The 13398-nt window shown below is 67.2% G+C and carries 14 protein-coding genes; 7 read left to right on the plus strand and 7 right to left on the minus strand.

What is annotated here, in order from left to right; all coding sequences use genetic code 11:
• The first annotated feature begins 12 nt into the window (after positions 1-12).
• Positions 13-1326: a PhoH family protein gene (locus VE759_RS16930; protein ID WP_324934515.1), complete on the plus strand. Its 1314-nt coding sequence runs from the start codon at positions 13-15 to the stop codon at positions 1324-1326.
• Between the two features lie 35 nt (positions 1327-1361).
• Positions 1362-2243 carry a polysaccharide deacetylase family protein gene (locus tag VE759_RS16935; RefSeq protein ID WP_324934518.1) on the plus strand — a complete coding sequence of 294 codons (882 nt, stop codon included), beginning with the start codon at positions 1362-1364 and terminating at the stop codon, positions 2241-2243.
• 4 nt (positions 2244-2247) lie between these two features.
• Here the strand turns inward: VE759_RS16935 and VE759_RS16940 are convergent, their stop codons facing one another.
• On the minus strand, positions 2248-3681 hold the full coding sequence (locus tag VE759_RS16940) for a class II fumarate hydratase (RefSeq protein ID WP_324934520.1): 1434 nt from the start codon (positions 3679-3681) through the stop codon (positions 2248-2250).
• Positions 3682-3705: 24 nt separating this feature from the next.
• Positions 3706-4734 (minus strand): class II fructose-bisphosphatase, encoded by a 1029-nt coding sequence (glpX, locus tag VE759_RS16945; RefSeq protein ID WP_324934523.1) that lies wholly within the window; start codon positions 4732-4734, stop codon positions 3706-3708.
• Positions 4735-4788: 54 nt separating this feature from the next.
• Between glpX and VE759_RS16950 the strand changes: the two genes are divergently transcribed.
• The 4 genes from VE759_RS16950 (at position 4789) to VE759_RS16965 (ending at position 7850) form a co-directional block, all read left to right on the plus strand.
• Positions 4789-5475: a DUF4245 domain-containing protein gene (locus tag VE759_RS16950; protein ID WP_414687942.1), complete on the plus strand. Its 687-nt coding sequence runs from the start codon at positions 4789-4791 to the stop codon at positions 5473-5475.
• Positions 5476-5488: 13 nt separating this feature from the next.
• A complete protein-coding gene (locus VE759_RS16955; RefSeq protein WP_324934525.1) occupies positions 5489-6292 on the plus strand; it encodes a dienelactone hydrolase family protein in 804 nt (267 codons plus the stop codon).
• Between the two features lie 97 nt (positions 6293-6389).
• On the plus strand, positions 6390-6980 hold the full coding sequence (locus VE759_RS16960) for a TetR/AcrR family transcriptional regulator (protein WP_324934526.1): 591 nt from the start codon (positions 6390-6392) through the stop codon (positions 6978-6980).
• 105 nt (positions 6981-7085) lie between these two features.
• Positions 7086-7850 (plus strand): SDR family NAD(P)-dependent oxidoreductase, encoded by a 765-nt coding sequence (locus VE759_RS16965; RefSeq protein ID WP_324934528.1) that lies wholly within the window; start codon positions 7086-7088, stop codon positions 7848-7850.
• Here VE759_RS16965 and VE759_RS16970 read toward each other — a convergent pair.
• From VE759_RS16970 to VE759_RS16985, 4 genes are all read right to left on the minus strand, one after another.
• A complete protein-coding gene (locus tag VE759_RS16970) occupies positions 7847-8932 on the minus strand; it encodes a 3-beta-hydroxysteroid dehydrogenase (RefSeq protein ID WP_324934530.1) in 1086 nt (361 codons plus the stop codon). The two genes, VE759_RS16965 and VE759_RS16970, sit on opposite strands and share 4 nt — an antisense overlap.
• A 63-nt stretch (positions 8933-8995) precedes the next feature.
• A complete protein-coding gene (locus VE759_RS16975; protein WP_324934532.1) occupies positions 8996-9208 on the minus strand; it encodes an exodeoxyribonuclease VII small subunit in 213 nt (70 codons plus the stop codon).
• Positions 9205-10440: an exodeoxyribonuclease VII large subunit gene (xseA, locus tag VE759_RS16980; RefSeq protein ID WP_324934534.1), complete on the minus strand. Its 1236-nt coding sequence runs from the start codon at positions 10438-10440 to the stop codon at positions 9205-9207. Before xseA ends, VE759_RS16975 begins: the two co-directional genes overlap by 4 nt.
• The gene (locus VE759_RS16985) at positions 10437-11063 is read right to left on the minus strand and encodes a lipid droplet-associated protein (protein WP_324934536.1); all 627 of its coding nucleotides are present in this window, start codon (positions 11061-11063) and stop codon (positions 10437-10439) included. Before VE759_RS16985 ends, xseA begins: the two co-directional genes overlap by 4 nt.
• Before the next feature lie 98 nt (positions 11064-11161).
• Here VE759_RS16985 and VE759_RS16990 point away from each other — a divergent pair, with 98 nt between their 5' ends.
• The gene (locus VE759_RS16990) at positions 11162-12163 is read left to right on the plus strand and encodes a 4-hydroxy-3-methylbut-2-enyl diphosphate reductase (RefSeq protein WP_324934538.1); all 1002 of its coding nucleotides are present in this window, start codon (positions 11162-11164) and stop codon (positions 12161-12163) included.
• 4 nt (positions 12164-12167) lie between these two features.
• Here the strand turns inward: VE759_RS16990 and VE759_RS16995 are convergent, their stop codons facing one another.
• Complete coding sequence (locus tag VE759_RS16995) at positions 12168-13322, minus strand: DUF6542 domain-containing protein (protein ID WP_324934540.1); 1155 nt, start codon at positions 13320-13322, stop codon at positions 12168-12170.
• Positions 13323-13398 lie beyond the last annotated feature (76 nt).

A 13398-nucleotide genomic window follows, 5' to 3' on the forward strand; every position in this document is an offset into this window, starting at 1 on the left:
GAGGAGCACCACGTGACTGATTCGCCCGTTCGGACCTATGTGATCGACACCTCCGTGTTGCTGTCCGATCCGTGGGCGGCGCTGCGGTTCGCCGAGCACGAGGTGGTTGTGCCGTTGGTCGTGATCAGTGAACTCGAGGGCAAGCGCCACCATCATGAGCTGGGCTGGTTCGCCCGCCAGGCGCTGCGCATGTTCGACGACCTGCGGCTCGAGCACGGTCGACTGGATCAGCCCATTCCCGTTGGTACCCAAGGCGGTACGGTGCATGTTGAGCTCAACCACAGCGACCCGGCGGTACTGCCCGTCGGCTTCCGCACCGACAGCAACGACTCCCGGATCCTGACCTGTGCGATGAACATAGCCGCGGAAGGCAAACGAGTCACGTTAGTGAGCAAAGACATTCCGCTACGCGTCAAGGCGGGCGCGGTCGGGCTGGCCGCCGACGAGTACCACGCCCAGGACGTGATCACCTCGGGCTGGACGGGCATGGACGAGATCGAGACGACGCCCGATGACATCGACGCGTTGTTCGCCGCGGGTGAGGTCGATCTGGGGGCTGCGCGGAACCTGCCCTGCCACACCGGAATTCGGCTGTTTGGCGGCAATTCGCACGCGCTGGGCCGGGTGAATCCCGACAAGCGGGTGCAGCTGGTGCGCGGCGACCGGGAGGTGTTCGGGCTGCGTGGGCGCTCCGCCGAGCAACGAGTCGCGCTGGACCTGCTGCTCGACGAGTCGGTCGGCATCGTGTCGCTGGGCGGCAAGGCCGGCACCGGCAAATCGGCGTTGGCGTTGTGCGCGGGGCTGGAGGCGGTGCTCGAGCGGCGTACGCAGCGCAAGGTCGTGGTGTTTCGGCCGCTGTACGCGGTCGGCGGCCAGGACCTCGGCTACCTGCCCGGTACCGAGAGCGAAAAGATGGGCCCGTGGGCGCAGGCCGTGTTCGACACGCTGGAGGGTTTGGCCAGTCCCGCCGTGCTCGAGGAGGTGCTGTCGCGCGGCATGCTCGAGGTGCTGCCGCTGACCCACATTCGCGGCCGCTCGTTGCACGACTCGTTCGTGATCGTCGACGAGGCGCAGTCGCTGGAGCGCAACGTGTTGCTGACTGTGCTGTCGCGGCTGGGCGCGGGATCGCGGGTGGTGCTGACCCACGATGTCGCGCAACGCGACAACCTTCGGGTGGGCCGGCACGACGGCGTGGCCGCGGTGATCGAGAAGCTGAAGGGCCACCCACTGTTTGCCCACATCACGCTGGTGCGCAGCGAGCGGTCGCCGATCGCGGCCCTGGTCACCGAGATGCTCGAGGAGATCAGCCCGGCCGCGCTGCCATAAGCGGCGTGGAAAGGGCTGGCCGGTAGGCTGCCTGCGTGCCCAAACGATCTGACAGCCGGGCGTGGCCGTACTGGCGCACGGTGTTCGGTGTCGCCGCGGCCGCGGTGGTGCTGATCATCGGTGCCCTCACCGGTCATGTGCACCGGGCCGGCGCCGACCAGGTCGACTGCTCCAGAGTCAAGTGCGTGGCGCTGACGTTCGACGACGGGCCGAGCCCCTACACCGACCGGTTGCTGCAGATTCTCAAGGACAACGGCGCCAAGGCGACGTTCTTCCTGATCGGCAACAAGGTGGCGGCCAACCCGGCCGGCGCGAAGCGCATCGTCGACGCCGGCATGGAGGTGGGCAACCACACGTGGGAACACCCCAATATGACCACCGTCCCGCCGGAGGCCATCGGCAGCCAGATATCCAAGGCAAACGACGCCATCAAGGCCGCGACCGGTCAGACCCCGAAGCTGCTCCGCACGGCGGGCGGCCTGATCAACGACAACGTGCTGGCGGCGGCCAAACAGCAGGGCATGGCCGACATCAATTGGGATGTCATTCCGTTCGACTGGATCAACGACTCCAACACCGCGGCGACGACCTACATGCTCAAGTCGCAGATCAAGCCCGGCGCGGTGGTGTTGTTCCACGACACCTACTCGAGCACCGTCGACGTGGTCTACCAGTTCATGCCGGTGCTGAAGGCCAATGGCTACAACGTGGTTACGGTCAGCCAGCTGCTCGGGCCACGGGAGCCCGGCAGCAGCTACGGCAAGCGCGAAAACGGGCCACCGGTCAACGACATCACCGACATCCCGGCCGCGGAGATCCCGACGCTGCCCAACACGCCCTCACCCAAGCCGATGCCGAACTTCTCGATCACCGACATCCCGAACCAGAACTCGGGCGGGCCCAACAACGGTATGTAGGGCGTTACGACTGGGTCGGCTCCGGCTTCGCCATCGCCAGCACGTCGAGGCGGTTGTCAAGCTCCTCCTCCGACAGCTTCTCGCCGATGAGGCCGCGGTCTATCACCGCCTGGCGAATCGTCTTTCGTTCCTTGAGCGCTTCCTTGGCAACCGCCGCGGCCTCCTCGTAGCCGATCAGCGAATTCAGCGGCGTCACGATCGACGGCGACGACTCGGCGAGCTCGCGCAGATGCTCGACGTTGGCCGTCAACCCGTCAATGCACCGCTGCGCGAACAACTTTGACACGTTGGCCAGCAACTTGAAGGACTCCAGGATGTTGCGGGCCATCATCGGGATGTAGACGTTCAGTTCGAACGCCCCGTTGGCGCCGCCCCACGCGATCGCCGCGTCGTTGCCGATTACCTGCGCGGCAACCTGCGTCACCGCCTCCGGGATCACCGGGTTTACTTTGCCCGGCATGATCGAGCTGCCAGGCTGCAGGTCGGGAAGGGTGATCTCGGCCAGGCCGGTCAGCGGGCCCGAGCCCATCCAGCGGATGTCATTGGCGATCTTGGTCAGCGAGACCGCGATCGTGCGCAGCGCGCCGGACGCCTCGACCAGCCCGTCGCGGGCCGCCTGCGCCTCGAAATGGTTGACTGCCTCCCGCAATTCGGCCAGCCTGGTCTGCTCCTTGAGCACCTCTACGACCTTTGCGCCGAACCCGTCCGGCGCGTTGAGCCCGGTGCCGACCGCCGTGCCGCCGATGGCCAGTTCACCGAGCCGCGGCAGCGTGGCCTTCACCCGCTCGATGCCGGCGTCGATCTGGCGGGCGTAGCCGGCGAACTCCTGGCCCAGGGTCACCGGCACCGCATCCATCAAATGCGTGCGACCCGACTTGACCACCGTCCGCCACTGTTGCGCCTTTGATTTCAGCGCGTCGCGCAGCACCTCCAGCGCCGGAATCAGATGGCGCACAGCGGCTTCCGTCGCCGCGATGTGGGTGGCGGTCGGGAAGGTGTCGTTCGAGGACTGGGACCGGTTAACGTCGTCGTTGGGGTGCACCGTGACGCCGTTGCGGGCGGCGATGCCGGCGATCACCTCGTTGGTGTTCATGTTGGAGCTGGTGCCCGATCCGGTCTGGAACACGTCGATCGGGAACTGGTCGTCATGCTTGCCGTCGGCGATCTCGGCCGCCGCGGCGATGATCGCGTCGGCCTTCTCCGGTTCGAGCAGCCCGAGGTCCTTGTTCACTTGGGCGCACGCGCCTTTCAGCAGCCCGAGCGCGCGTATCTGGGTACGCTCCAGTCCGCGGCCCGAAATCGGGAAGTTCTCCACCGCCCGCTGGGTCTGTGCGCGCCACAGCGCGTCCTTCGGTACCCGGACTTCCCCCATGGTGTCGTGCTCGATGCGGTATTCGGTGTCGGCAGTTGCTTTCTCGATTGCACTGTCGGCGCTCATGGGTCTCCCTCGTGTCGTCGATGGTTACGGGAGCGGCTGGATGGCGTTGCTGTCGCCGGTGAAATCTATCGCGGAGTATTCGTTGAGTTTGGACAGCCGGTGATAGGCCTCGATCATCCGCACGGTGCCCGACTTGGACCGCATCACGATCGACTGTGTGGTGCAGCCGCCGCTGAAATAGTGCACGCCCTTAAGCAGGTCGCCGTCGGTGACCCCGGTCGCGCAGAAGAAGACATTGTCCCCGGACACCAGGTCTTCGGTGGACAGGACCTGGTCGAGGTCGTAGCCGGCGTCGATGGCCTTCTGCCGCTCTTCGTCGTCCTTTGGCGTGAGCTGGCCCTGGATAGCACCACCCATGCAGCGGATGGCGGCCGCGGCGATGATGCCCTCCGGCGTGCCGCCGATCCCCACCAGCAAGTCGGTGCTCGTATTCGGCCGGCACGCCGAGATCGCGCCGGCCACGTCGCCGTCGGAAATCAGGCGGCAGCGGGCGCCGGCGGCGCGCACGTCGGCGATCAGCTTCTCGTGCCGCGGCCGGTCCAGGATGCACACAGTCATGTCCGAGGCGGACAGGTGCTTGGCCTTGGCGACTCGGCGGATGTTCTCTCCGATCGGCGCTGTGATGTCGATCGCATCAACGGCGTCGGGCCCGACGGCGATCTTGTTCATGTAGTACACCGCCGACGGGTCGAACATCGTGTCACGTTCCGACACCGCCAGCACCGAGATCGCGTTGGCCAAGCCCTTGCTCATCAGCGTGGTGCCGTCGATGGGGTCGACGGCGAAGTCGCAGTCGGGGCCGTCGCCGTTTCCGACCTCTTCGCCGTTGTAAAGCATTGGCGCGTTGTCTTTCTCGCCCTCGCCAATCACCACGACACCGCGCATCGATACGGAGTTCACCAGCTCGCGCATCGCGTCGACCGCCGCGCCGTCACCGGCCTCCTTATCGCCGCGACCTACCCAGCGTCCTGCCGCCATCGCCCCGGCCTCGGTGACCCGCACGAGTTCCAGAGCAAGGTTGCGGTCCGGTGCTTCTCGACGAGACTCAGGCATGGCCCGATTGTCCCATTAACGACTCGGCCAACCGCCGCTGGGATACTGGCGAGCGTGACGAGGCAGCCGCAGTCGGGCCGGGATGTCGCCGGCCGGGCGGATCCGGATGTCGCCGGCCGGGCGGCTCCGGGCCCCAAACCGGCGAAGCCGCGGCTGTTGCAGGACGGCCGCGACATGTTCTGGTCGATGGTGCCCCTGGTCGTCGCGTGCATCGCGCTGGCGGGGGTGCTGGGGATGTGTTCGTTCCAGCTGAGTGGGCCGCGGCCGGGGCCGGCGCCGACGTACGACGCGGCCGGGGCGCTGAAGGCCGATGCCGCCGCGCTGGGTTTCCCGATACGGCTTCCGCTGCTGCCCGCCGGCTGGCATGCCAATTCTGGCCAGCGCGGTGCAATCGAGGCGCGACGCAGCGATCCGGCGACCGGCCAGCGAGTGCGAGCGTTGACGTCGAGGGTTGGTTATCTCGCGCCCAGCGGCAGATATCTGAGCCTGACCCAGAGCGACGCCGACGAAGAGAAGCTCGTCGGCTCACTGGGCGGACTGCTGCAGCCGACCGGGACGCAGAACATCGGCGGTGTCGGCTGGGTGGTCTACGAGGGCGGCGAGGGCACCGAATCGGTGTGGACGACGCGGATGACCGGGCCGAGCGGCGCGACGCAGATCGCGATGACTGGCGCGGGCAGCCCCGAGGAGTTTCGTACGCTGGCGGCGGCCACACAATCGCAGCCGCCGCTCAGCCGATAGGGGACACACATCAATGACCGCACCCGAAGGTGACCTCACTGGATGGACCGGTGCACCGTTCACCGGCGCCGGTATCACGCACGATGTTTACCAAAAGGGCGAAGGCCCCGGCGTGATACTCATCCCGGAATTACCCGGAATCCATCCGTACGTGCTCGGTCTGGCAAATTACCTGGTAGACAACGGCTTTACCGTCGCGATGCCGTCGTTGTTCGGTGACCCGGGCAGGGCGATCACACCCGCTTATTGGGCCGCCGGCATCGCGCGCGGCTGCGTCACACGCGAATTCATGGCGCTGGCCACCAATGCCAACCGCCCAGTCGCCCAGTACCTTCGCGCACTGGCCCGTGACGTCAACGATCGCACCCCGGGACCCGGCGTCGGAGTCATCGGCATGTGCTTCACGGGTGGATTCGCACTCGCGGCCGCCGTCGACAACAGCGTGCTCGCCCCGGTGCTCAGCCAGCCGTCGGTGCCGTTCCCGTTCACGCCCAAGCAGCGACGCGACCCGGGACTCTCGGAGGCCGAACTGAATGTCGTCGTCGACCGCGCCAACAACGAGGGGCTGTGCGCGATCGGGCTGCGGTTCAGTAAGGACCCGCTTTCGCCGGCCGAACGCTTCACCACGCTGCGGGAGCGGCTCGGCGACTCATTCGAGGTGATCGAGATCGATTCGTCGGCCGGCAACAAGCACGGATTCGGGCGGATGGCCCACTCGGTGCTGACCGATCAGGTCCGCGAAATCGAAGGCCACCCGGCGTTTGAGGCGCGCAACCGCGTCGTGCAATTCCTCAAGGAGCGGCTCACTGCTCATTAGTCGGCACTGTCTCGATAGCCGGCTCAATGCCGGCATTGTCCGATAGCCGGCGCTTAGTTACGGACCGATCGGTTAAGAACCGCGTAGGCTTGGTGCCATGCCGCGACCCCGCACCTTCGAGGAAGACGACGTCGTCGCCGCGGCCCGTGATGCGTTCTGGTCAGGGGGCTACGCGGGGACCTCGCTCGACGACCTGACCGCTGCCACCGGATTGGGCAAGGGCAGCCTGTATGGCGCGTTCGGCGACAAGCACGCGCTATTCATGCGCACGCTCGGCGGGTACTGCGAGGTCGCGCTGGACGCAACACGCCGTCACCTGCGCGGGCCGGTCGACGGCGCCTACCAGCGACTGGCCGACTATGTCCGGGCGCTGGCCGCGCTGAACACCGCCGATACCGAACTTCGCGGCTGCCTGATGGCCAAGAGCGCGGCCGAACTGGCCGGCAGCGACACCGACGTGAGAGAAAAGGTCAGCTCCACGCTGACAGCGATCCACACCGAGCTGGCCCGCACCGTCGCAGACGCGCAACGAGAGGGCACCGTCGCCCCGGATGCGGACGCCGACAAGCTGGCCAGCCTGGTGCTCGCGGTGCTGCGGGGGATGGAGTCGCTGCACAAGAGCTTTGTCGGTGACCGGATCGTCGTCGACGCGGCCGAGCAAATTCTTCAACTATTGCCCCGCCGGTAACCATTGCCCCGCCGGAACGTCGATCTGCCGGACCGGGAATCAGTGCGCCAACCGCCATTGTTGTCTGATTGGTACAGAACCCTACGACACCCGAATGAGGGCGATATGGCGCAATTACTGACCGGCAAGACAGCGGTGATCACCGGAGGCAGCACCGGAATAGGACTGGCGACCGCGCAGCGGTTCGTCGAAGAAGGCGCGACGGTGTTCATCACCGGTCGCCGGCGGGCCGAACTCGATGTGGCCGTCGAGAAGCTGGGCCACGCAGCGACCGGGATCCAAGGTGACGTCGCCAACCCGGCCGACCTGGATCGGCTCTATGCCGCGGTGGCGGGCGGGCCGGGCCGCATCGACGTCGTGTTCGCCAACGCCGCAATCGCGGAGGCCCAGCCGTTGGGCCAGATCACCGAGGACGCGCTGGATCGCCAGCTCGACGTCGATCTCAAAGGCGTGGTGTTCACCGTGCAGAAGGCGCTGCCGCTGCTCAACGACGGCGCGTCGATCATCCTCAACAGCTCCAACGTCGCGAGCAAGGGCCCCGCCGGGCTCACGGTCTACGCCGCAATCAAGGCCGCGTTGCGGTCGTTCGCCCGGACCTGGGCCGGTGAGCTGCGCGGGCGCGGCATCCGCGTGAACGTCGTGAGCCCTGGCGCCACCGCAACGCCGGGCCTGGAAGGACTGGCTCATCAGCTGATCGGTACGCCCGATTCGGTCGCGCAATTCAACGACGCGCAGAACGCCGCGATCCCGCTCGGCCGGCTGGCTACGGTGGACGAGATCGCCGACGCGGTAACGTTTTTGGCCTCTAGCCAAAGCAGCTACGTCACCGGCGCGGAATTGCTCGTCGACGGCGGGGTGAACTCGGTCTAGACGTTGGCGGGATTCTTGCCGGCGGCCTTGGTTTTCTGGAACAGGTCGACGTAGTAGGGCAGGCAGTGCCGCATCGCCTTGTCGGTGGTGTAAAGCGGCTGGTAGCCGAGATCGCGTCGGGCCTTCTCGACCGAGAAATAGTTGTCCAGGTAAAGCCGCTCGACCGCTAGCGGCTCCAGCGGCGGCTGCGGCAACCCGAACCGGAAATGTAGCCGCTGCCAGATGCTCATCACCGCGTGCACGAAGCGGCCCGACAGGCGGAGCCGCGGCCAGCGCTCGCCGCACGCTTCGAGCACCGGCCGGGCGAACTCGAACATGTTGACCGGGTCGTCGTCGTTGATGAAGTAGGCCTGGCCGGGCGCCGTGCCGTCCGGCACGAGATGCTCTGCGGCCAGGATGAATCCATGCACCAGGTTATCGATGTAGGAGTTGTCCAGCTTGGCGTGGCGGCTGCCGATCAGCGCCTTGACCTCGCCGGCGTGTACCCGCTCGAAGATCTTGCGGAACATGGTCTGGTCGCCGCATCCCCAGATGCCGCTGGGCCGGATCGCACACGTCAGCAGGCCGCCGACGCCGTTCTGGGACAATACGAACTTCTCCGCCGCGACCTTGGTCTCTGTGTAGAGATCAGCGAATCGCGTTGTGTAGGGCAATGTTTCGTCTCCGCCGGAGATTCTCGTGCCGCCAAGAACCACACTGTTGCTCGATGTGTAGACGAACCGTTTGACGCCGGCCTGCTGCGCCGCGTGGACGAGATTCCTGGTGCCGTCAACGTTGACAGCCCAGCTTCGCCGGCGATACTCCTCGGTGACGGAGCGACCGCCCATCAGCTCGATGAGCGCGGCGGTGTGGAATACGGTGTCGATGCCGTCGACGGCCCTGTCCACCGATTCGGTGTCGGTGATGTCGCCCTGCAGGACCTCCAGCCGGGGATGCTGCCCAAGTGGCGACGGCACGCGGTCGAAGGACCGGACGCAATGCCCCCGCTCGAGCAACTCGGTGATGAGGTTGCAGCCCACGAAGCCGGAGCCGCCGGTGACCATGACTCGGCCGAGGTCGGTCGTCTTTGATACGTCAGCCATGCACGCGAGAATAACTGAAACCTGTTTCAATTTTGAAGAGATGCTTGACGGCGAAACTTCCGGTCAGCCGTCCTTCTGCGCGCCGTCGGCCAGCGCGTCGGCAACGCGCTTGCGCGCTCCAGCTAAGTGCTCTTCACAGCGTTTCGCCAGTGCTTCGCCTCTTTCCCACAATTTCAGCGACGCGTCGAGGTCTAGGCCGCCCTGCTCGAGTAGCCGCACCACCTCGATCAGTTCGTCGCGGGCGTCCTCGTACCCCAGCTCACTAATGGGCTTCATTCGGCACCCCTACTAACCGCCCCGAACGCCCCGTCGGACACTCGCACCCGCAGCCGGGTGCCGTCGGGAGCGTCGGCCACCGACCGCACGACTTCTGGCTCACCGGAGTCGGGAACCGTCTGCACCACCGCGTAACCGCGTGCCAGCGTCGCCGCCGGACCCAGCGTGGCCAGGCGGGCGCTCAGATGGCCGATCCGGTCGCTTTCCGCCATCACCAGGCGGGCGATGTCGCGCCGGGCGGCGGTGCGGGCCCGGTGGATCTCCTCGCCGCGGGCGGTCAGCGCCTGCAGCGGCGCGGCCAGCACCGGCCGGCTGCGCAACTGGTCGACGATGTGCTGCTCGCGGCTCACCCAGTTGCGCAATGCCTGAGCGCCGCGGCGACACAATTCATCGAGCAGGGCCTGCTCCGCAGCGGTGTCGGGCACGATGCGCTTCGCCGCGTCGGTCGGCGTGGCGGCGCGCAGGTCGGCGACCAGATCGCACAGCGGGTTGTCCGGCTCGTGGCCGACCGCGCTGACCACCGGCGTAGTGCACGCCGCGATCTCGCGGCACAGCGTCTCATCGGAGAACGGAAGCAGATCCTCGACGCTGCCGCCGCCGCGGGCGATCACGATGACGTCGACATTCGAGTCGGCGTCCAAGTCCCGCAGAGCCGCAACGATTTGGGTGACCGCATTGGGCCCCTGTACGACGGTGTTACGGATCGCGAACCGCACGGCCGGCCAGCGCGCGGCGGCCACCGTCGTGACGTCGCGTTCGGCGGCGCTGGCCCGGCCGGTGATCAAGCCGACGGTGCCGGGCAGGAACGGGATTGGCCGCTTCAGTCGCGGGTCGAACAGACCTTCGGCATCGAGCAGCCGGCGCAGCCGCTCGATGCGGGCCAGCAGCTCCCCGATGCCGACTGCGCGAATCTCGCTGAGACGCAACGAAAATGAGCCCCGCCCGGTGTAAAACGTCGGCTTTCCGCACACCACCACCTGGGTGCCCTCGGTGAGCGGGACCGGCGAATTTCGCACCAGGTCGCGCGGGCACGTCACGGTCAGCGACATGTCGGCGGCGGGGTCGCGCAGCACCATGAACACCGTTTTGGAGTCCGGTCGCACATTCAGTTCAGTGAGCTGGCCCTCCACCCACACGGTGCCGAGGCGGTCAATCCACTTCGCGACCCTGGTGGCGACAGCCCGTACAGGCCAAGGGTTTTCGGCGGAATTGGGTGGTGCAGGACTGGTCACTTTGCGGTCGCGCGGGTGATCCTGTTGGTAAGCAGCGTCTGGAATGGCGCTCGCGCCTTGGTGGCGACCTCGTAGGACAGCAGCGAGTCGAGCTCCGTGACGGAGAGCGAAGGCAGCCGCGCGCGCAGCTGCGCGAGCGTCAACGCGTCGTAGTCCAGCTCGATCGCGACGTCGGGCGGATCGACGGCGGCCGGGCCGGCCTGCTCGGCGGCGGGCTTGTCCGCCTTCGTGGTGGGCTTGGTAGTGGGCTTGGTCTCGGGCTTGACGGCGTCTGCGGTGTCCTCCAGGTCGCGCGCCGACGAGTACAGCGCGAACCGTCCCTCGGTCAGGCGCTTGCGGTCGGCCTCGCTCGTCGGGCCCGTCGGCAGCTCGTCCTCGAGGTCCTCGTCGAAGGTGGCCCATTCCGGCTGCTCGTCCTTGGGAGGAAACAATGCGTCGAGCGTCTCGTCGCCCTTGATGACCAGGTCGGCGACGTTCTGCTGAAGCCGCATCACGATGTGGGCGGCCTGGCTGGCCAGCGTCATCGGGTACATCAGGATGGTCTGCGGCAACTTGCGCGTCTCCTCCACGATGGTGACCGCCGCGCCAACCAGCAGCCGAATCCCATACGGTGCAGTAACCATGGCCCCAGCCTGCCCTAACGGGCCAGCATGTCAAAGCCGACCGGTGGCCGGTTTGCCGGTCGGTGCGCTCGGAGCGGGCGAGAAAGTACCCTTGGCACATGCCACCGGTCACGAACATGGGGATGCCGGGTGCCACGAGCTCGGTCGCGGACCGCGCCGTCGGCAAGCGGGTGCTGCTCGCCGAGCCGCGGGGCTATTGCGCCGGTGTCGATCGCGCCGTCGAGACCGTTGAGCGCGCGCTGGAGAAGCACGGGGCACCGGTCTACGTGCGCCATGAGATTGTGCACAACCGCCACGTGGTCGACACCCTGGCCAAGGCCGGCGCGGTGTTCGTCAAGGAGACCGACGAGGTCCCCGAGGGCGCGATCGTGGTGTTCTCCGCGCACGGCGTGGCGCCGACGGTGCACGCGGCGGCGGCCGAGCGTGACCTGCAGGTCATCGACGCCACCTGCCCGTTGGTCACCAAGGTGCACAACGAGGCCAAGCGGTTCGCCCGCGACGACTACGACATCCTGCTGATCGGTCACGAGGGTCACGAGGAAGTGGTCGGCACCGCCGGCGAGGCGCCCGAGCATGTGCAGCTGGTGGACGGGCCCGATGCGGTCGAGCATGTGAAGGTCCGCGACGAGAACAAGATCGTCTGGCTGTCGCAGACGACGCTGTCGGTCGACGAAACCATGGAAACCGTGCAGCGGCTGCGCGAACGGTTCCCGAACCTGCAGGATCCCCCGAGCGACGACATCTGTTACGCCACTCAGAACCGCCAGGTCGCGGTGAAGGCGATGGCGCCGGCGTGTGACCTGGTCATCGTGGTCGGCTCAGGCAACTCCTCGAACTCGGTCCGGCTGGTCGAGGTCGCGACGGGTGCCGGGGCTGGGGCCGCCCATCTGGTCGACTGTGCCGACGACATCGACCCGGCATGGCTGGACGGTGTCACGACGGTCGGCGTGACGTCGGGTGCCTCGGTGCCCGAGGTGCTCGTGCGCGGGGTGCTGGAGCGGCTGGCCAAGCACGCCTTTGACGCGGTGCAGCCCGTCACGACGGCCAACGAGACGCTGGTGTTCGCGCTGCCGCGCGAAATCCGCCCGTCGCGTTCTTAACTGCTTAAATGTCGTACTCCCAGGTCTCGGCCTGCCAGGACCGGGGCCTACGGCGGCCGCCTTGCTCTTCACCGGGTTCGTCGATTGAGGCTTGTCGCCCGACGGGCTCATCGGCGCCCTCGACCGAGCCTCGGTAGCGCACCCGGGAGATCGGGTGATGGGTGCTGCTGGTGTATGTCCCGTTGGTACCTGCCCGACGGCGGCGCGACGGCGCGTCGTAGGGCTCCAACGGGTCGTAGCCGCCGCCGCGGCCGCGGCGGTCATGCGGCTCGCCGCGCTCGTAGGGGTCCCGGCGGTCGTATGGGTCGCGTGGGGTGCGCGGGGTTTCACCCGGGCTGGTCCCGCGGCGACGGCGCGGTTCGGCAGGCGGCTCGCCTCGGCGGGTGGTAGCCCGCTGGCGGCGGGGCCGCTCGACGACCGGTTCGATCACCTCGGTCAGCGGCGGGCGGGCGTGCCGCGAGCGCGTGGTTTCGGTGCGCTTGGCGGCCTTGGTGGCCTTGGTGGCCTTGGTGGCCTTGGTGGCCCGTGTGCGTTCGGCGGTCGCGGCGGCGGTGCTCGGGCGGTCGATGGCGTGCCGGCGCCGCGGTACGTCCTGTTCGTCCGCTTCGTCGTCGGACGAAGCGGTGAATAGTCCGGACATCTTAGTGGTGATCGTGTCGCCGATGCTGGAGAAGCGGCTGGTAGCCGTGGCCTTGTCGGTCGCGGGGGTGTTGAGTGCCGCGCGTTTCGGCGCGCCGAAGAACCATCGGGCCACGCCGATGAGCAGCACGATCGCCGACGTGAACAGCATCAGCAGGAATCGCTCGATCAGCGGATAGCCGCAGTTGATGAGGACGTCTTTAAGGCCGCCGACCTTTGCGCCGTGGAAGAGCCAGTACGCTCCCGGCACGCTGACGAACAGGATGAGCGGCGGCTGCACGACCGCGCTGAAGATCCCGTCCTGGCGCACCGCCAGCACCGCGGTAACGCAACCGATCAGATAGAGAGCGGCGAAGACATTGGAGAGTTCCTTGTCGCCTGAGCCGGCGTCGTAGGCGAACCCGATGGCCGTCGCGGTGACCGCGATCAGCACCGCACCCCACCACGGCACACCGGGGACATTGGGGTGCGCGGAGCGATGATCGGCGGCTACCACCGATCGAGCTCGCTGTCCAGACACATGTAGACCGTACCGGTTAGGACGCAATGTCTGCTGCCAGCGCGGGTCGGCGTGGCTGGTAGCTTACGTAGACTCG

The sequence above is a fragment of the Mycobacterium sp. genome (genome assembly GCF_035640695.1).
Taxonomy (GTDB): Bacteria; Actinomycetota; Actinomycetes; order Mycobacteriales; family Mycobacteriaceae; genus Mycobacterium.